19 protein-coding genes are annotated in these 17,596 nt (G+C 67.4%); 14 read left to right on the top strand and 5 right to left on the bottom strand.

Translation table 11 applies throughout. From position 1 onward, the window contains the following. Positions 1 to 2 precede the first annotated feature (2 nt). From IEX88_RS03395 to IEX88_RS03370, 6 genes are all read left to right on the top strand, one after another. On the top strand, positions 3 to 584 hold the full coding sequence (locus IEX88_RS03395) for a Uma2 family endonuclease (RefSeq protein ID WP_244639786.1): 582 nt from the start codon (positions 3 to 5) through the stop codon (positions 582 to 584). A gap of 2 nt (positions 585 to 586) precedes the next feature. Beyond that, complete coding sequence (glcE, locus tag IEX88_RS03390; RefSeq protein WP_188849126.1) at positions 587 to 1,810, top strand: glycolate oxidase subunit GlcE; 1,224 nt, start codon at positions 587 to 589, stop codon at positions 1,808 to 1,810. A 23-nt stretch (positions 1,811 to 1,833) separates the two neighbouring features. Then, positions 1,834 to 2,049 (top strand): DUF433 domain-containing protein, encoded by a 216-nt coding sequence (locus tag IEX88_RS03385; protein WP_188849125.1) that lies wholly within the window; start codon positions 1,834 to 1,836, stop codon positions 2,047 to 2,049. A 10-nt stretch (positions 2,050 to 2,059) separates the two neighbouring features. Further along, on the top strand, positions 2,060 to 2,368 hold the full coding sequence (locus tag IEX88_RS03380; RefSeq protein WP_188849124.1) for a hypothetical protein: 309 nt from the start codon (positions 2,060 to 2,062) through the stop codon (positions 2,366 to 2,368). 51 nt (positions 2,369 to 2,419) lie between these two features. Then, complete coding sequence (gene glcF / locus IEX88_RS03375) at positions 2,420 to 3,778, top strand: glycolate oxidase subunit GlcF (protein ID WP_188849123.1); 1,359 nt, start codon at positions 2,420 to 2,422, stop codon at positions 3,776 to 3,778. Between the two features lie 380 nt (positions 3,779 to 4,158). Further along, complete coding sequence (locus tag IEX88_RS03370) at positions 4,159 to 5,100, top strand: glutaminase (RefSeq protein ID WP_188849122.1); 942 nt, start codon at positions 4,159 to 4,161, stop codon at positions 5,098 to 5,100. 73 nt (positions 5,101 to 5,173) lie between these two features. Here IEX88_RS03370 and IEX88_RS03365 read toward each other — a convergent pair whose 3' ends face one another. Further along, positions 5,174 to 5,356: a DUF2735 domain-containing protein gene (locus IEX88_RS03365; RefSeq protein WP_188849121.1), complete on the bottom strand. Its 183-nt coding sequence runs from the start codon at positions 5,354 to 5,356 to the stop codon at positions 5,174 to 5,176. Between the two features lie 415 nt (positions 5,357 to 5,771). Here IEX88_RS03365 and IEX88_RS03360 point away from each other — a divergent pair, with 415 nt between their 5' ends. Continuing rightward, positions 5,772 to 6,818: a glutamine synthetase beta-grasp domain-containing protein gene (locus IEX88_RS03360; RefSeq protein WP_188849120.1), complete on the top strand. Its 1,047-nt coding sequence runs from the start codon at positions 5,772 to 5,774 to the stop codon at positions 6,816 to 6,818. Positions 6,819 to 7,086: 268 nt separating this feature from the next. Here the strand turns inward: IEX88_RS03360 and IEX88_RS03355 are convergent, their stop codons facing one another. The 3 genes from IEX88_RS03355 to IEX88_RS03345 all read right to left on the bottom strand — a co-directional run bounded on the left by IEX88_RS03355 (position 7,087) and on the right by IEX88_RS03345 (position 9,748). Continuing rightward, positions 7,087 to 7,668: a L,D-transpeptidase gene (locus IEX88_RS03355; RefSeq protein ID WP_373289546.1), complete on the bottom strand. Its 582-nt coding sequence runs from the start codon at positions 7,666 to 7,668 to the stop codon at positions 7,087 to 7,089. Positions 7,669 to 8,003: 335 nt separating this feature from the next. Beyond that, a complete protein-coding gene (locus IEX88_RS03350) occupies positions 8,004 to 8,831 on the bottom strand; it encodes a L,D-transpeptidase (RefSeq protein WP_188849300.1) in 828 nt (275 codons plus the stop codon). Between the two features lie 194 nt (positions 8,832 to 9,025). Continuing rightward, positions 9,026 to 9,748, bottom strand: coding sequence for a DUF2927 domain-containing protein (locus IEX88_RS03345; protein ID WP_188849119.1), 723 nt, complete (start codon positions 9,746 to 9,748; stop codon positions 9,026 to 9,028). A 443-nt stretch (positions 9,749 to 10,191) separates the two neighbouring features. Here IEX88_RS03345 and IEX88_RS03340 point away from each other — a divergent pair, with 443 nt between their 5' ends. The 6 genes from IEX88_RS03340 to IEX88_RS03315 all read left to right on the top strand — a co-directional run bounded on the left by IEX88_RS03340 (position 10,192) and on the right by IEX88_RS03315 (position 16,055). After that, the gene (locus tag IEX88_RS03340) at positions 10,192 to 10,386 is read left to right on the top strand and encodes a hypothetical protein (protein ID WP_188849118.1); all 195 of its coding nucleotides are present in this window, start codon (positions 10,192 to 10,194) and stop codon (positions 10,384 to 10,386) included. 72 nt (positions 10,387 to 10,458) lie between these two features. Beyond that, positions 10,459 to 11,109, top strand: coding sequence for a DNA-3-methyladenine glycosylase I (locus IEX88_RS03335; protein ID WP_188849117.1), 651 nt, complete (start codon positions 10,459 to 10,461; stop codon positions 11,107 to 11,109). 138 nt (positions 11,110 to 11,247) lie between these two features. Continuing rightward, positions 11,248 to 11,985, top strand: a complete 738-nt coding sequence (locus IEX88_RS03330) for a 16S rRNA (uracil(1498)-N(3))-methyltransferase (RefSeq protein WP_244639783.1) — start codon at positions 11,248 to 11,250, stop codon at positions 11,983 to 11,985. A 156-nt stretch (positions 11,986 to 12,141) separates the two neighbouring features. Further along, positions 12,142 to 13,515, top strand: a complete 1,374-nt coding sequence (locus IEX88_RS03325) for a glutamate--cysteine ligase (RefSeq protein WP_188849115.1) — start codon at positions 12,142 to 12,144, stop codon at positions 13,513 to 13,515. 122 nt (positions 13,516 to 13,637) lie between these two features. Further along, entirely contained in the window at positions 13,638 to 14,573 is a 936-nt protein-coding gene (locus tag IEX88_RS03320; protein ID WP_188849114.1) for a hypothetical protein, read from the top strand. A gap of 171 nt (positions 14,574 to 14,744) precedes the next feature. Next, positions 14,745 to 16,055 (top strand): hemolysin family protein, encoded by a 1,311-nt coding sequence (locus IEX88_RS03315; protein ID WP_188849113.1) that lies wholly within the window; start codon positions 14,745 to 14,747, stop codon positions 16,053 to 16,055. Between the two features lie 94 nt (positions 16,056 to 16,149). Here IEX88_RS03315 and IEX88_RS03310 read toward each other — a convergent pair whose 3' ends face one another. Next, entirely contained in the window at positions 16,150 to 16,416 is a 267-nt protein-coding gene (locus tag IEX88_RS03310) for a YjiS-like domain-containing protein (protein WP_188849112.1), read from the bottom strand. A 187-nt stretch (positions 16,417 to 16,603) separates the two neighbouring features. Between IEX88_RS03310 and IEX88_RS03305 the strand changes: the two genes are divergently transcribed. Then, positions 16,604 to 17,554 carry a LysR family transcriptional regulator gene (locus tag IEX88_RS03305; RefSeq protein WP_188849111.1) on the top strand — a complete coding sequence of 317 codons (951 nt, stop codon included), beginning with the start codon at positions 16,604 to 16,606 and terminating at the stop codon, positions 17,552 to 17,554. Positions 17,555 to 17,596 lie beyond the last annotated feature (42 nt).

Here is a 17,596-nt window from a genome sequence, read left to right as displayed (position 1 = left end):
ACATGACGGTTCTGCCGCCCCATCCAAGCCCCAACAAGATGTCGACCGATGCCTTCCTCGCCATGATTGGCCCGCGGCCGCGCGAGGAGCGCTGGCAGCTGATCGACGGAGAGCCGTTCCTGATGATGTCGCCGCCGACGCTCGTCCATCAGCGGATCGCGCTCAATCTTGCTGCGGCCCTGAACAATGCCATCGAGACGGCGCGTCCGGATCTCTTCGCGCTGGTCGAGGTCGGCCTGATTGTGGATGCGCATAAGGCCTTCCGGCCCATCGCCGACGTCGCAGTCTTGGATGCCGAGATCGACTCCGTGTCGTATGCGACGCGCTTCCACCTGGTCGCGGAGATCCTGTCGCCATCCAACTCGCTCGAGCACATCAGCCGGAAGCGCGCACTCTATGCCGATGCGCCGGACTGCACGCATGTCCTGATCATCGGGCAGGACGATGTCTGCCTTGAGCTCTGGTCCCGTGCCGAGAACTGGCAGGGCCGGGTGTTCCGTTCCGCTGAGGACGTCATCACCCTGCCCGAGATCGGCTTCTCCTGCCGCCTCGGCGACCTCTACAAGGGCACGCCCGTCCGATGAGCATGGCCGAGATTCTCGAGAACCACAGCATTCTCTCGCCCTCCAGCGTGGCGGAGGTGCGCGACATCATCGCCGCCGCGATCTCGGCGGACGAGCCGCTGGCGATCGAGGGCACGGGATCGAAGCGCGGTCTCGGCCGGCCTGTCCAGGCCGCCCGCACCCTTTCGCTAACCAGAATGTCGGGCGTCACGCTCTACGAGCCGGAGGAACTGGTGCTTTCGGCCCGCGCCGGAACGCCGATCGCCGAGATCGAGGCGCTGCTCGACCAGCACCGGCAGCGGCTGGAATTCGAGCCGATGGACTACGGCCCGCTCTTCGGCCTGCCCGCGGGCCAGGGCACGATCGGCGGCGTGGTCGCCTGCAACCTTTCCGGCCCACGCCGGCTGAAGCAGGGGGCCGCGCGCGATCACGTGCTGGGCGTCGCCGCCGTCTCCGGCCGGGCCGAAATCTTCAAGTCGGGCGGGCGGGTGGTGAAGAACGTCACCGGCTACGATCTGTCGAAAGGGCTGACGGGTTCCTTCGGCACGCTCGCGGTGATGACTGACCTCACCGTGAAAGTCATGCCGAAGGCCGAGACCGAGACGACGCTGGTGCTGCGGGGCCTGGGCGACGAGCAGGCGGCCGGTGCCATGGCGGCGGCGATGGGCTCGTCGGCCGAGGTTTCGGGTGCGGCGCACCTGCCGGCGCTGGTCGCCCGAAGGGTCCTGTCAGGTGAACTGGGGAGCGATCCCGCGACGCTGATCCGCCTCGAAGGGTTCGGGCCCTCAGTCGCGGCAAGGGCAGCCCATCTCGGCGCGGCGCTCTCCAAGGTCGGCCGGCTGGAGCGGCTGGAGGGCGAGGCTTCGGTGGCGCTCTGGCGCGACGTGCGCGATGCCAAACCCTTCGCCGACGGCACGATGCGGCCCGTCTGGCGCCTGTCCTGCGCGCCGACACGGGGCCATGAAGTGGTAATGGCGTTGCGGATGCATCTGGCCGTCGATGCCTTCTACGACTGGCAGGGCGGACTCGTCTGGCTGCGGCTCGACGGCGAGCCGGAAGCGGCCATGATCCGCGCCGCGCTCGCCGCCCATGGCGGCGGCCACGCCTTTCTGGCACGGGCCGAGGATGGCGCGCGCGCCGCCACCCCGGTCTTCCAGCCCCAGCCCGGCCCGCTCGCCGCGCTGAGCGGCCGCCTGAAGGACCAGTTCGACCCGAAGGGCGTGCTCAATCCCGGGCGGATGGGGTAGGAATGGCGAAGTGGAGAAGCAGAATGGATAGGAGTGAAATCTTGTCGGCCGATCCGGAGATCATGTCCGGCGCCACGGTCTTTCGCGGAACGCGGGTACCGGTCGAGACGCTGTTCGAGAACCTTGCGAGCGGGATGTCGCTGGATGAATTTCTTGGCGAGTTTCCGACGGTCGAGCGGGCTCAGGCGGAGGCAGCGCTTCTTCTGGCGGCCGAGGATTTAAAGCGGCTCGTCGCCTGATATGCCTGCCATGCTCGACGAGAATGTCCCGCGGGCGGTGGCCTCCCTCGTCAGTGCCCACGGCGCCGACCTGTTGCCTTTCCCCAGGACATGGAAGGGTCTGAGGAATGGTGTGTTGCTGCTTCACCTTCGAGAGCGCGGCATCCACGTCTTCGTGACCTGCGACAAGAACATTGCGTTCCAGCAGCATTTCGGACCGCTGGCACTGATCGTCCTGCCGACACCAAAACTGGATCTCCTTGCGCCGCTGGCTCCTGCCATCGCCAAGGCGATCACCCTCGCTATCCCGGGAACCGCCACACTGATCGCCCCGTCGTGATTCGAATCGCATCGAAGCCGACGACCACAGCATGGCTGCAAGGAATGACAGATGCAGACCACCTTCTCCCCGGCGCAGCTCGCCGATCCCGCGGTCGCCGAATCCGAGGGAATCATCCGCAAATGCGTGCATTGCGGCTTCTGCACGGCCACCTGCCCGACCTATGTGACGCTCGGCAACGAGCTGGATTCGCCGCGCGGCCGCATCTACCTGATCAAGGACATGCTGGAGAACGACCGGCCGGCCGACGCGAAAGTGGTCAAGCACATCGACCGCTGCCTGTCCTGCCTCGCCTGCATGACGACCTGCCCCTCGGGCGTGAACTACATGCACCTCGTCGACCACGCGCGGGCGCATATCGAGAATACCTATGAGCGGCCTTTCGTCGACCGCATGATCCGTCTGGTGCTGGCGAAGACTTTGCCCTTTCCCCGGCGGTTCCGCGCCAGCCTCGCGCTCGCCCGCCTCGCCCGGCCGCTCGCCCCGCTCTTCGATGCGGTCACGCCGCTGAAGCCGCTGGCGGCGATGCTGCGTTTGGCGCCCGCCCGCCTGCCAGCGGCGTCAGAGCGCGGCGCCGCGCCGGCTGCGGCTGCCGCGCCGGCTCTGCGGGGCCCGGCCACGGGCCGCGCCCCGCGCGTGGCGATTCTGTCCGGTTGCGCCCAGTCCGTGCTCGATCCCGGCATCAACCAGGCGACCACGCGCCTCCTGGCGCGGCTCGGCATCGCCGTGGCACCGACGCCGGGGGAAGGCTGCTGCGGCGCACTGGTCCACCATCTCGGCCGCGAGGACGAGGCGCTGGATTTCGCCCGCCGCAATGTCGACGCTTGGATGCGTGTTGCGGAAGACGGCGGCCTCGACGCCATCCTCGTCACCACCTCCGGTTGCGGCACGACGATCAAGGATTATGGCCACATGCTGCGGCTCGACCCGGCCTATGCGGCGAAGGCGGCAGCGGTCTCGGCGCTGGCCAAGGACGTCACCGAATATCTCGCCGGCCTCGATCTGCCGGCACCGGTCAACGCCACCGGCCTGACGCTCGCCTATCACTCCGCCTGCTCGATGCAGCACGGCCAGAAGATCATAAAGGCGCCCAAAATCCTTCTGGCGCAGGCGGGCTTCGTCGTGCGGGACGTGCCGGAAGGGCATCTGTGCTGCGGCTCGGCCGGCACCTACAACATCCTGCAGCCGGAGATCGCCGCCACCTTGCGCGACCGCAAGGTCGCCAACATCGCCCGCACCGGCGCACAGGCCATCGCCACCGGCAACATCGGCTGCATGACGCAGATCGGCTCGGGAACGGCGGCGCCCATCCTGCACACGGTGGCACTTTTGGACTGGGCCTATGGCGGGGAAAGGCCGGCGGCTCTGGCGGGGATCGAGCCGGTCGTGCCGGCCATCGCGGCGGAATAAGTTGTCGCGCCGCTGCCGCCGGATATCCGATGGCGCGTCAGAAGCCGGCTGAGCACGCTGCAAGGACGGCCCGGCGCCTGAATGGCACGATGAGCCCCGCCCGCTTTGCCGCAAAGGCGTCCGCTGCTTCTTCTCCCCACCGGGGAGAAGTGCCCGGCAGGGCGATGAGGGGGCGCGCCCTTCCGGAGAGGTTGCACCCCCTCATCCGGCCGCTTCGCGTCCACCTTCTCCCCGGCGGGGAGAAGAATGGCGCTCTATCAATTGGGCCCCATCCACGCGGCGCTTTACAGAACGCGCTGCTGCACCGCACAGTCGCGCTGCCGGAAGCGCTCGCCGCTCTCCGTCGCCGAGCGAACCCCTGCCGAAATGACCGAGGTCCGATGCCGTCTTCCGCCGAACACCTCGACCGCGTCATTCAGGAGATCGCAGCGGAAATGGCCGCGCGGCCCGACCGTGGCACGGTGGCAACCTACATCCCGGAACTCGCCCGCGTCGATGCCGGCGCCTTCGGCCTCGTCGTCATCGACGCCGACGGCCACGTGGCGGCGGCCGGTGACTGCGACACGCCCTTCTCGATCCAGAGCGTGTCGAAGGTGTTCACGCTGACGCTGGCGCTGGGCATGGTCGGCGACCGTCTGTGGCGGCGCGTCGGCCGCGAGCCCTCCGGTACGGCGTTCAACTCGATCGTCCAGCTGGAGCGCGAACAGGGCATTCCGCGCAATCCCTTCATCAATGCCGGCGCCATCGCGGTCACCGATCTCATTCTCTCCGGCCACAAGCCGCGCGAGGCACTGGGCGAGATTTTGCGCTTCATGCGTTTCCTCGCCGAGGACGAAACGATCACCATCGACGAGGCGGTGGCGGCCTCCGAGCAGCGCACCGGCTTTCGCAACAACGCGCTGGCCTACTACATGAAATCCTTCGGCGTGCTGGACAATCCGGTCGAGTTCACGCTCGGCGTCTATTTCCACCATTGCGCCATCGCCATGTCCTGCCGCCAGCTCGCGATGGCCGCCCGCTTCCTCGCGCACAGCGGCCGCAATCCGTCGACCGGCCTGTCGGTGGTGAACCCCGAGCGGGCGCGGCGCATCAATGCGATCATGCTGACCTGCGGCCATTATGACGGGTCGGGGGAGTTCGCCTACCGCGTGGGCCTGCCGGGCAAGAGCGGCGTCGGGGGCGGCATCATGGCGGTCGCGCCGGGCAAGGCATCGATCGCCGTCTGGTCGCCCGGACTGGACGCCGCCGGCAACTCGCATCTCGGCCGCATCGCGCTGGAAAGCCTGACGAAACGGATGGGCTGGTCGATTTTTGGCGCCTGAAGCGCCGGCCGATCACGGACACACAAGTCAGCCGTTGCCCTGTAGGACGGGTGCGGCTCAGAGCCCCGGCGGCTTAGGATAGGCGCGTCTTGTCCGCGTCTGTGAGCGCTGCCTCGTGATACCAGCTGTCGCAGGCGGCATAGCTGCCGATCTCGGCGACCGCGGCCTTTTCGGCCAGCTCGCGGCGCTCCGCGAAGCGGTCGCGCTTGGGAAAGGCGTAGATGGTGGCCGTCGGCCGATGATCCGTTGCTGCCATGGAGGGTCTCCCGAAAGGCGCCTCGCGCTCTTCTTGCCTGCATCTCTTCTGCACTAAATATAGGCGAACTGCAAATTTTCTAGTCATCGGCGGGGCGATTGGGGCCGGCGCCAGCGCGGCTCGCCAGCCCCTAACGCCCAGCATGCGGGAAAAGCGTTGCGGCAAACTGACCCGCCAGCCGCCCATTTTTCTGAGCCCTTTGCCCTGTCGGCCCCGGGAGCACAGGCGGCACTCTAGCATCGCTCAGCCTGGCCCGCCCCGTCGGTCGAACGCGACCACGGCCCTTCCCGCGGGCCGAGGCATTTGGCACGCGGCATGCATGGGGAGTGACGACCGCGCGTGCCTGGCATCCTCACCGGAGGCCAGCGTACGGACCGGGGTTCACCGGATGCATCACCACTGACGAGAGTTTGCGATGACCAAGTACAAGCTGGAGTATATTTGGCTCGACGGGTACACGCCCGTTCCGAACCTGCGCGGCAAGACGCAGATCAAGGAATTCGACGCCTTCCCAGAACTGGAGCAGCTGCCGCTGTGGGGCTTTGACGGCTCGTCGACCATGCAGGCGGAAGGCAGCAATTCCGATTGCGTGCTGAAGCCCGTCGCCATCTTCCCGGACGCGGCCCGCACCAACGGCGCGCTGGTGATGTGCGAAGTGATGATGCCGGACGGCAAGACGCCGCATCCCTCGAACAGCCGCGCCACCATCCTCGACGACGAGGGCGCCTGGTTCGGCTTCGAGCAGGAATATTTCTTCTATCAGGACGGCCGTCCGCTCGGCTTCCCCGAGAGCGGCTATCCCGCCCCGCAGGGCCCCTACTACACCGGCGTCGGCTACAAGAATGTCGGCGCGATCGCCCGCGAGATCGTCGAGGAGCATCTCGACCTGTGCCTCGCCGCCGGCATCAACCACGAGGGCATCAACGCGGAAGTCGCCAAGGGCCAGTGGGAATTCCAGATCTTCGGCAAGGGCTCCAAGCGCGCCGCCGACGAAATGTGGATCGCCCGTTACCTCTTGCAGCGCCTGACCGAGCAGTACGGCATCGACATCGAGTACCACTGCAAGCCGCTCGGCGACACCGACTGGAACGGCTCGGGCATGCACGCCAACTTCTCCACCGCCTTCATGCGCGAGACCGGCGGCAAGGATTATTTCGAGGCCCTGATGAAGGCCTTCGACGAGAACTTGGAAGACCACATCGCGGTCTATGGCCCGGACAACCATCTGCGTCTCACCGGCAAGCACGAGACCGCGCCGTGGAACAAGTTCAGCTACGGCATCGCCGATCGCGGCGCCTCGATCCGCGTGCCGCACTCCTTCATCAAGAACGACTACAAGGGCTATCTGGAAGATCGCCGGCCGAACTCGCAGGGCTGCCCCTACCAGATCGCCTCGCAGATCCTGAAGACCATCGCCCTGGTGCCGACCAGCGCCGAAGCCCGCGTCTCCGCCGCGGCCTGATCCCCAAAGCGGCGCCGACCTTCCCGGCCGGCGCCGCCCCTCCATCGACAGATCATCGCCGGGCCGCATCCCGCGGGGCGATCCGGTGGCGGTCGGGACTGTATCGGAGATTTGCAGGGTCGATCTTGCGAAGCGCGACCTGGCGTTCCGGCGTCACGGAACTGATCCTGTCGCGGGACGAAGAACGTCACACACAGCACGACACGGAAAAGGCCCGCCTCGATCACGAGACGGGCCTTTTGCATGTCGGACGGATTATGCCGGTCGATCAGCCGCCGAAGAGCGTCTCCAGAATGTTCTGACCCGAGGCGGCCAGGCCCGCCTCGCGGTAGATGCGGTCGCGGCCCCGACCGTCCGGACCGATGACGATGACCTTGGTGCCGGTGCCGGTCTTGGCGTAGAGCGCCTGCACGTCCTCGTTCATCATCCGGATGCAGCCCGACGACATGTTCTGGCCGATGGTCCAGGGCTGGTTGGTGCCGTGGATGCGGAAGATCGAATCGCGGCCGTTGCGATAGAGATAGAGTGCCGCCGCGCCGAGCGGATTGTTCGGACCGCCTTCCATGTAGGGGGGAATGATGCGGCCAGCCGCCTTTTCCCGCGCGATCATCTCCTTCGGCGGCGTCCAGCCCGGCCATTCCGCCTTGCGCCCGACCTTCATGTCGCCCGACCAGCCAAAGCCTTCGCGGCCGACGCCGACGCCGTAGCGGGTCGCTCGGCCCCGGCCCTCGACATGGTAGAGGAACTTGCGCTGGCTATCGACGATGATGGTGCCCGGCGCCTCGTTCGTGTCGATGGAGACGGAGGTGCGCATGAACTGACGCGCGGGTTTGCGCATCGATTGCGACATGCGCCGCGACGGCGCGGCCGAGGCATCGCGCCAGCTGTTGCTGGCGTGGTCGTAGTAGCGCTGCTCGGCGTGCGCCGGATCGGGCGTGAGGCCGGCCGCGCCGACCAGCGCGGCAGCGGCGATCAAGGCGATGCGCATGTTTCTCTGCATGAGGCGATCCTTCCAGGGACGATGCGGCATCGCGGCGCGCCCCGGCGGCAGGCGGGGCAGGCAAACACCAAGCTCTCGAATTCATTGCGGACGGGGCCGACCCTGGCAAGCCCGCGGGCCGCCGGGTCGGCGTGGCCTCCGCGAGCTGTGATCGCGGAGAAATCTTTATCGGACCGGTGTGGCCGTCAGAGCACGATCACCCGCGTGCCGACCGGGACGCGGCCGTAAAGGTCGGTCACGTCCTCGTTGCGCATGCGGATGCAGCCGGAGGACATGGCCTTGCCGATGGTCCAGGGCTGGTTGGTGCCGTGGATGCGGTAGAGCGTCGAGCCGAGATACATGGCGCGGGCGCCGAGCGGGTTCTGCGGTCCGCCCGCCATCTGCGCCGGCAGGATCTTGCCCTTGGCGCGTTCGCGGGCCCGCATCTGCGAGGGCGGCGTCCAGGTCGGCCATTCCTTCTTCTGGGTGACCTTGTGCACGCCGGCCCATTCGAAGCCGGGCTTGCCGACGCCGACGCCGTAGCGGTGCGCCTTGCCGCCCTGATCGACCAGATAGAGAAACTTCGCCGTGGTATCGATGACGATCGTGCCGGGCTTCTCCTTCGTCGGGTAGTCGACGACCTGGGGCAGGAAGACGGGATCGACCTCCCGCTTGTTCATCGCCCGGGGGACGGCAGTGGAGGCGCCGGCGCGCACGGAACCGGTGTAGCCGTCATAGCCGGGCTCGCGGGAACGGTCGACGGCGATCGGCGCACGCCCTGCCGGGGCGCGGCCTTCGAGAACGACGCCGTCATAGGCACGCGCCGGACGGGCCAGATTCGGGCGGTGGTAGCCGGGCACGACGCCGCTGCCGGGCGAAAGCTGCAGCAGCCATTCGTTGGCAAGGTCCGGCGCGACGCGGACGGCGGGCTGGCCGCGATCGCGCGCGACGGCCGGCGCGGCGAGGCAGAGGCCCGCGAGCGCTGCGGCCAAGACGAAGCGGCCGCCATGCGGCCGCGGAGAACGCAAGAACATCCTGTTCGACACCGATCGATCCTTCGTCGCGAGACAATACCGATGGCCCTGATCTTTCGCCCAGCGCCTGGTTCACGACGAACTCTCGTTGAAAATGGCAAGCGAAAGATGAATGCGGCGGCAATCAGGCGGCCGCCGGCCGGTTCCATTTCGTTATGCTTAACGCTTAACGATGAATCGTGGTTAACGCGACGCTAACGGACGCGGCGACGGGTGCTGCGCGCGATCTCCGGCAACAGCGCGCGCGCCGCCTCGAGGTTCATCCCGGGCGACAGCCGGCCGTCATACAGCATGTTCAGCATGATCTTGTCGTAGCGGGTGAACACCGTCAGGTCGGACCCATCGTTGAACACGCTGTCCGGGGCGGCGGGATTGTCGTCGAGCGGCCCGAGCCCCTGCAGCACTTCCTCGATCAGGCAGCGCTGGAACAGTCCCTCCCCCTCGTCCGACACGATCAGCGCATCGGACCGGACGATGCCGCTGCGGCCGAACTGCACCCGCACCACGCATTCGCCGGGCACGCGGGCGAAGGGGCTGCCATAGATCCGCCGGCCGACGGCCTGGTAGTCGGCCCGATCGACGACATGGACGAAAAAATTGGCGTCGCGCTCACGACGGGCAAAGCCCGTCTTCAGGCCGGCGATTTCCCGGCCGAGCGACCGGATGAAGCGGCGCACGGCCGGAATGCGCGGCTTGCTGGCCCTGTCCTCGATGTAAAAGCGCACCGGCTCGCTGAACTTGCGGACATAGCGTCCACTGCCGAAGAAGCCGCCGATCTCCGTGCCGAAGACGATGGTCTCGAAACCCGCAATCAGCGCAGCATCATCCGGCAGGGGCCGCGCGGCGGCCGGGTGCAGGGCCAGCATTCCCAGGACCAGACCAGCCAGGGCATTCGTCGGGAACCGGGATGGCGACATGGCGGCGTGTCCAGAACAGGGGCTTCACCACTGTGGCGGGCGGGACCGGCTGCCGGCAACCCGCCGGGATCGGTAAAGCCATGCTGCGGCAGCGAAGCCACACTCAGAAAGCATCACACAGATTTTATTGTGCACCGCAACATCGCCGTGTTTTCCTGAGGAACGGACGAAGGGAAGATGACGATACCATCGCCCCGCTCCGGGCAAGACGGGCATAGCGGCCTTCGATGTAATTCCTATGGCAGTCGAACTATAGCGCCGCCAGCTCGGCGCGATCTTCAGCATCTATCGTAACAGCAGACATCCGGGCAGGCGGGAGACCTGTCTGATTTCTTGACATGGGGAGGAATCGACGCCGCGACGGCGCGGCCAGCAACGGCTGGCGCCGCGATGGGCTGGACTTCACCGCCGCCAGGATTGCGCGGCCCGACGGAGACACTGCCATGATCGCCCTGACACTCTATGTCTGCCTGCACACTCTCCCGAATCACTGCCGCCCGGAAAACGTGTCCTTCGAGGGCTCGCTGATGAGCTGCACCCTGTTCGGCCAGGCCGTCGCCGCCGACTGGATCGCCACGCACCCTAAATACCGGCTGCAGAAATTCACCTGCGACCCGCGGCCCCTGCCCGAAGCCTGATGTCTCGACCATCGCCGACATCCGCCCCACCGGACTCCTTGCTCCTTCCGGCCGGGTTGGGCATGAAGAGGCATGGAAAAAGATGCGACGGATAGCGCGACGGGCCTGACCGATCGCCCCGACGGCCAGCACCGCTGCCGCTGGCATGGCGGCGTGCCGGAATATCTGCGCTATCACGACGAGGAATGGGGCCGCCCGGTCGGCGACGACGCCAGGCTCTACGAAAAGCTCTGCCTCGAAGGCTTTCAGGCGGGCCTTTCCTGGCTGACCATCCTGCGCAAGCGGCCGGCCTTTCGCGCGGGCTTTGCCGGCTTCGCCATCGATCGCGTCGCCGCCTTCGACGAGGGCGATGTCGAGCGCCTGGTCCTCGACGCCGGCATCGTGCGCCACCGCGCCAAAATCCTCTCCGCCATCAACAATGCCCGGCGCGTCCAGGCGATGCGGGATGAGGGCGAGTCGTTCGCCGCCTTCCTGTGGTCCTTCGAGCCGCCGGAAAGCGAGCGGCCGCCGCGGGTCGACGCGGCCTATCTCGGCGCCAACCCGGTGACGCCGGCCTCGACCCGCCTGTCCAAGGCGCTGAAGGCCCGGGGCTTCAGCTTCGTCGGGCCGATCACGGTCTACGCCTTCATGCAGTCGATGGGCTTCGTCAACGACCACATGGAAGGCTGCATCTGCCGTGACGCTTGCGAGACCGAGCGCCGGGCGTTCCGCCGTCCCGCCTGACGCCGCGGCGCTGTGGTCCCGGACCGCCGGCGCGCGCGGCGCCCTTGTCCGCGCCGCGCAAATCCATCACACCGGGGCATGCACAGAGACGTCGCCTCGCCCGGTTCCGGACGGCGACTCGACAGCCGAGGAGCCGCCTTGCCCGATCACGACTTCAAAAGCCCGCGCCTCTTCGTCGAGCCGGATCTGGCCGAGGGCGTCGGCATCGAGGCCGATGCCGACCAGCTCAACTATCTCGTCAACGTCCTGCGCATCGGCGAGGCCGGCACCGTACTCCTGTTCAATGGCCGCGACGGCGAGTGGCGGGCCCGCCTGCAGCGCCTATCGAAGAAGCGGCTCGTGCTGGTGCCCGAGCGCTGCCTGCGCGCGCAGACGGCGGCCGGGGCGCTGCACTATCTGTTCGCGCCGCTGAAGTCGGCCCGGCTCGACTACATGGTGCAGAAGGCGGTGGAGATGGGCGCCGGCGTGCTGCAGCCGGTGATGACGCAGCACGTCCAGGCGCCGAGGCTGAACCTCGCCCGGATGCGCGCCAACGCCGTCGAGGCCGCCGAGCAGTGCGGCATTCTGACCCTTCCCGAGTGCCGCGAGATGATCCGGCTTTCCGACCTCCTTGCCGGCTTCGACCCGGCGCGGCGGCTGGTCTTCTGCGATGAGCGCCAGAACGCCGCCAGCCCGATCGAGGTGCTGCGGGCCGATCCTTCGCGCCCGGTCTCGCTGCTGATCGGCCCGGAAGGCGGCTTTTCCGCCGACGAGCGGGCCTCCCTCATGGAATGCGCCTTCGTCACGCCGATCTCGCTCGGGCCGCGGATCCTGCGCGCCGACACGGCGGCGGTGGCGGCGATGGCGGTGGTGCAGGCAGCCGTCGGCGACTGGTGAGAGAGGGCGGGGCGGCGACCGTCGCGCGCCGGCCGCGTCGCTGTTCAACGGATTTGTCTTGCGCGAGGCGGCGAAAGATTTCAGGAAGCGCCGGAAAGAACCATTCGAACCGATCGGTCGGAAATTGCGACCGCCAGGCACATGCAGGGACGCACCATGGCGCGCGACACCACCGATCTGACCCCGATCGCCTCCATGGACGATCTCGTCGGCCATCTCCGGAGCGGCGAGAAGCCGGAAGAAGCCTTCCGCATCGGGACCGAGCACGAGAAGTTCGGCTTCTACCCGGAAGATCTGTCGCCGGTGCCCTATGAGGGCGAGCGCGGGATCCTTGCGCTCCTCGACGGCATGCAGAAACTGTCCGGCTGGGAGCCGATCATCGACGACGGCAAGCTGATTGGCCTCGCGGGCAGCAATGGCAGCGGCGCGATCTCGCTGGAGCCCGGCGGCCAGTTCGAGCTGTCCGGCGCGCCGCTGAAGACCATCCACGACACCTGCCGCGAATCGAACAAGCATCTGGCCGACGTCCGCCAGGTGGCCAAGGGCCTCGGCATCGAATTCCTCGGCCTCGGCTCGAGCCCGATCTGGACGCTGGCCGAAACGCCGGTGATGCCGAAATCGCGATACGACATCATGCGCGCCTACATGCCGAAGGTCGGCACGCGCGGCCTCGACATGATGTACCGCACCACGACCATCCAGGTGAATCTCGACTTCTCCTCGGAGAGAGACATGCGCCGCAAGATGCAGGTCGGCATGCGCCTGCAGCCGATCGCCTCGGCGCTGTTCGCCAACTCCCCCTTCACCGAGGGCAAGCCGAACGGCCTCGTCTCCTGGCGCTGCGACGTCTGGTCGGATGTCGACAACCAGCGCTCGGGCCTTCTGCCCTTCGTCTTCGAGCCCGGCTTCACCTATGCCGACTATGCCGAATGGGCGCTCGACGTGCCGATGTATTTCGTCATGCGCGACGGCCGCTACAACGACGCCACCGACGTCACCTTCCGCCAGTTCCTCGACGGCGCCTTCAAGGACCGGGTGTCCGACCCCGAGCCGAACATGGGCGACTGGACGAACCATCTCTCGACGCTGTTTCCGGACGTCCGGCTCAAAACCTTCCTGGAAATGCGCGGTGCCGACGGCGGCCCCTGGCGGCGGATCTGTGCCCTCCCGGCCTATTGGGTGGGCCTGCTCTACGACGCAGAGGCGCTCGACGCGGCCGAGACACTCACCGCCGACTGGAGCTTCGAGGAGGTCTCCAAGCTCCGCGCGGAAGTGCCGAAGAGCGGTTTTGCCACGCCCTTCCGCGGTGGCACGGTGCTCGACCTCGCCCGCGAGAGCCTCGCCATCGCCAAGGGCGGGCTGAAGCGCCGCAACCGTCTCAACGACGAGGGCAATGACGAAAGCGTCTTCCTCGCCCCGCTCGAGGAGGTCACCGCGCGCGGCACGACCTCGGCCGAGGAACTCCTGCGGCTCTACCAGACGGAATGGCAGGAAGACATGGCGCGCGTGTTCAAGCACCTGACCTACTGACTCCCTGTCCGGCGGCGCCCCCGGAGCGGCGGGCGCCGCTTGGCAGCGGCGCCAAAGCCGTTCATGCTGACCGTTCGCGCCGGCGGGATCAGTCCTTCGCCAGGGCGCGAAGGGAGAGCGGGATGGCAAGCTTCGATGACTGGCTGACGGCGAGCGACCCGAAACTCTTCGCCGAAAGCCTCGCCGCCCAGTTCCGCCTGACCCAGACGGAGCTTGAGAAGGCACAGGAGGCAATGCAGCCCGCCTTCGCGCTCGGCCTGCAGCGTGCTCTGGCCAATCCCGCCGCCTGGGGGGACCTCGCAAAGACCTATGCCGCGATGATGCCGGCCGGTGCGGCTTTCGGCCTGCCGCAGGCCCAACCCGCCGAGGCCTTCATGCAGGCCATGTTCGGCTCCGATGCGCTGACCGGCGCGATCGCGCGGCAGGCCTCGACCTTTGCCGGCATCGCCCCGGCGACGATGCAGCAGATGATGCCGGGACTGGCGATGCTGACCATGGAGACGCTGGTGCGCTCGACGCTGGCCGGCCTCGCCCGCAACCAGCCCCCTGGCCTTGCCACCGGCGACTATGGCAGCGCGACCGCGGAGATGATGCGACGCGGCGCCAATGCTGTGGAAGCCCTGACGCATCCCTCCGACCAGGGTGCCGCGCGGCGCGGGACGAGTTTCGATCCCTGGTCGCCTTCCGCCTATTCCCAGACCTTCGCCGAGGCGGTGAAGGCCGGACAGGCCTGGATGCCGCCGGCGCCCAGCCCGCCCCGCCCGGCCGCCGCTGCCGACATGCCGAAGCCCTTCGATCCGATCCAGGCCTTCGCGGCCCTCTTCGACGCCTTCAGCAAGGGGATGGGCGCGCCGACCGAAGCCGCCCCGACGCCGCCGGCCCCTGCGCCAGCCGCGGCAACGCCCCCGCCCCCGGAACCAGCCGGAGATGTCGACGCGCCACCGACGGAGACGCTCGTCGACGATCTTTTCCGTTCGGGGCAGAAATTTCAGGCGGAGTATGCCAAGGAGATGGCCAACCTGTTCGAACGCTATCAGGGGACGGCGAAGGCGGGCTGACGTCCCTTGCCGCTCGCCCTCGAGCGGGCGTCGCCGCAACTGGCGGGGGCGTTGCGGACGCAAACAGAGGCGGCGTGAGCTGCAATGTCGGCTGCAGCGGTTGGCTTGCGGCGACAGAGTCCTATCTCGAACGATGTGAAACGCCGGGAACGGCAGGAGACCGGTGTCGAAATGCTTCTGATCAACGCGTTGATCATCCTCTTCCTGATCCTTCTCAACGGATTTTTCGCGATGTCGGAGCTGGCGATGGTCTCCGCCAAGCGCTCCCGGCTTCAACAACTGGCAGACGACGGCAGCCGCAGCGCCGCCCGGGCGCTCCGTCTGGTCGAGGATCCGACCGGCTTTCTCTCCACCGTTCAGGTCGGCATCACCCTCGTCGGCATTTTTGCCGGCGCCTACGGCGGGTCGGTCTTTGCCGAGCCTTTGGCCGACATCCTCGAGCCCACGCTCGGCTCCTCCGCCGACACCACGGCCTTCGTCATCGTCGTCGTCATCATCACCTATCTCTCGCTGATCTTCGGCGAACTGGTGCCCAAGCGCTTCGCCCTGACCCGGGCGGAATCGATCGCGGTGGCCGTCGCCCCGGTGATGCAGGGCCTCGCCACCGTCGGCGCCCCGATCGTCTGGCTCCTGCGCATGTCGACCATGGCCGTCTCGAAGCTTGTCGGCGCGAGCGCCGAGGATTCCAGCATGGTGACGGAAGAGGACGTCAAGGCGATGATCGCCGAGGGCACGCAGACCGGCGTGTTCGAGGAGAAGGAGCGCGAGATGCTGGAGGGGGTCCTTCGGATCGCCGACCGCTCGGTGCGCTCGATCATGGTCCCGCGCCCGGACACCGTCTGGCTCTCGGTCTCCGACAGCCCGGCTGAGATCCTCGACGAGATCCATTCCTCCGGCCACTCGCGCTTTCCGGTGATGGGCAGCGACGCCGAGGACATCATCGGCGTCGTCCAGGCCAAGGACCTCCTGGAACAGCAGCGCGACGGCGGCGTCCTCGACATCGCCAAGGCCGTGCGCGATCCGCTCTTCGTCAACGAGACCATGCCGGTCCTGAAACTGCTCGACCGGTTCCGGGCGGTGAATCTGCACATGGCCATCGTGCTCGACGAGTACGGGTCCTTCGAGGGCATTGTGACCCCGACCGACATTCTCGTCGCCATTGCCGGATCGCTGCCCGAGGGCCAGCATGACGAATACAGCGTGGTGAAACGCGGCGACGGCTCCTGGCTGCTCGACGGCGGCATGCCGATCGACGACGTGGAGCGCGCGATCAGCTGGCTGAAACTGCCGAAGGACCGCGACTACGAGACGCTGGCCGGTTTCGTGCTGGAGGAATTCGGGCACATCCCGAATGTCGGGGAAAGCTTCGATTGGGGCGATTGGCGCTTCGAGGTCGTCGATCTCGACGGCCGCCGCATCGACAAGGTGCTGGCCATGCGGATCGACCAGGTGGTCGACGAAGGCGAGGGCACGTCGTTCTGACTTCCGCCGTGACGGACACGCTGCGTTATCCCCAAAATGCAAACGGCCCGCACATCGCGGGCCGTTCAGTGTCGAGAGGGGAAAGCAGGTCGTCTCATAGGCCGCGACGGCGCCTCGATGCCTTGATGGCGAGCTGGAAGGTCGGGTCTTCCTGCCAGCCGCGGTTCAGCGCCTCATGCACGTCGTCGCGCCGAAGGCCGATGTCGTTCAGCAGGTAGTCGGGCAGTTCGGCGAGCCGGTAGGCGGCGCGGCGGTTACGCAGGCCGCGGAGCATCGCGGCAGCGCCGGCGAAAACGATGCGGGGCGAAGGGATGCGCGTGCGCCAGCCGCCCGCAAGCGGGGTGCGCGGAAAGGTCGTCATGGCCATGTCTCCAATGTTCAGCCGTTGCAGGCGTCGGACAAGGCGTTGCCGTTCCCGCCAAGGCATGGGCCTTGCGGGTTGGCTGGGTCGCCGGTTCTGTCTGACAAGAGCGTTATAACCAAGCACCATTGATCAAACCAACGAATGTTGGTTATATGAAGCATCAGTCCCGATGATGGATAAAGCCATGGCCTCTCCTCTCGACCTGGACCAGTTGCGCACCTTCGTCGCCATCGTCGATTCCGGCAGCTTCACCCGCGCCGCCGACGAGGTGTTCAAGACCCAGTCGGCCGTCTCGATGCAGATGCGGCGGCTGGAGGAACGCCTCGGTGTGACCTTGTTCGAACGCGCGGGACGGGCGACCAAGCTCAGCGACGACGGCGCGCGGCTTCTCACCTATGCCCGCCAGATGCTCGCGCTCAGCCAGGAGACGCTCTCGGCCTTCGACGAGGATTCGATCGAGGGTTTCGTGCGCATCGGCCTGCCGGACGATTACGCCGAGCGGCTGCTGCCGGAGATCATGGCGCGCTTCTCGCGCTCCAATCCCCGCGTCGAATTGCAGATCGCCTGCGAGACGACGACGAGCCTGATCGAGCATATCGAGAAGGGCCAGCTCGACGTCGCCCTCGTCTGCCCGACGCGCACCCTGCAGTCCGAGACGATCCGGCGCGAACCGCTGCACTTCGTCACCTCCGCCTCGCATTCGGTGCATCTCGAGCCAGTGCTGCCGCTGGCGATCGGCCGCAACGACTGCCACTGGCGCAAGCTCTGCATCGACGGGCTGAACGCAATCGAGCGCCCCTACCGCATCCTCTTCACCTCCTGGTCGGCGACGATCGTCTCTTCGGCCGTGCTCGCGGGGCTCGCCGTCAGCGTCCTGCCGGAATGCGCGCTGCGCTCGGGCATGCGGGTGCTCGGCGAGGCCGACGGATTTCCGCATCTGGAGGATGCCGAGATCAGCATCATGCGGGCGAAGAATTCCGACCGGCCGGTGGTCAACGCCCTCATCGCCCATATCCGCGACAGCCTGCAGAACCGGACGCCGTCGGCCAACGACGCCGCGCTCGTCCGGCTGCCGGAGAGCCGCGCCGTGCGCGCGCCGAAATCCATGCCCGGCATCGTCGCCGCCGGCTGGTAGAGGCAAGCGGCCGGGGCCGCATGGCTTGACCCGGCGCCGCGG

The sequence above is a fragment of the Aureimonas glaciei genome (assembly GCF_014643375.1).
In the GTDB taxonomy this organism is placed as follows: domain Bacteria; phylum Pseudomonadota; class Alphaproteobacteria; order Rhizobiales; family Rhizobiaceae; genus Plantimonas; species Plantimonas glaciei.
This window is presented reverse-complemented; position numbering and strand designations above follow the sequence as displayed.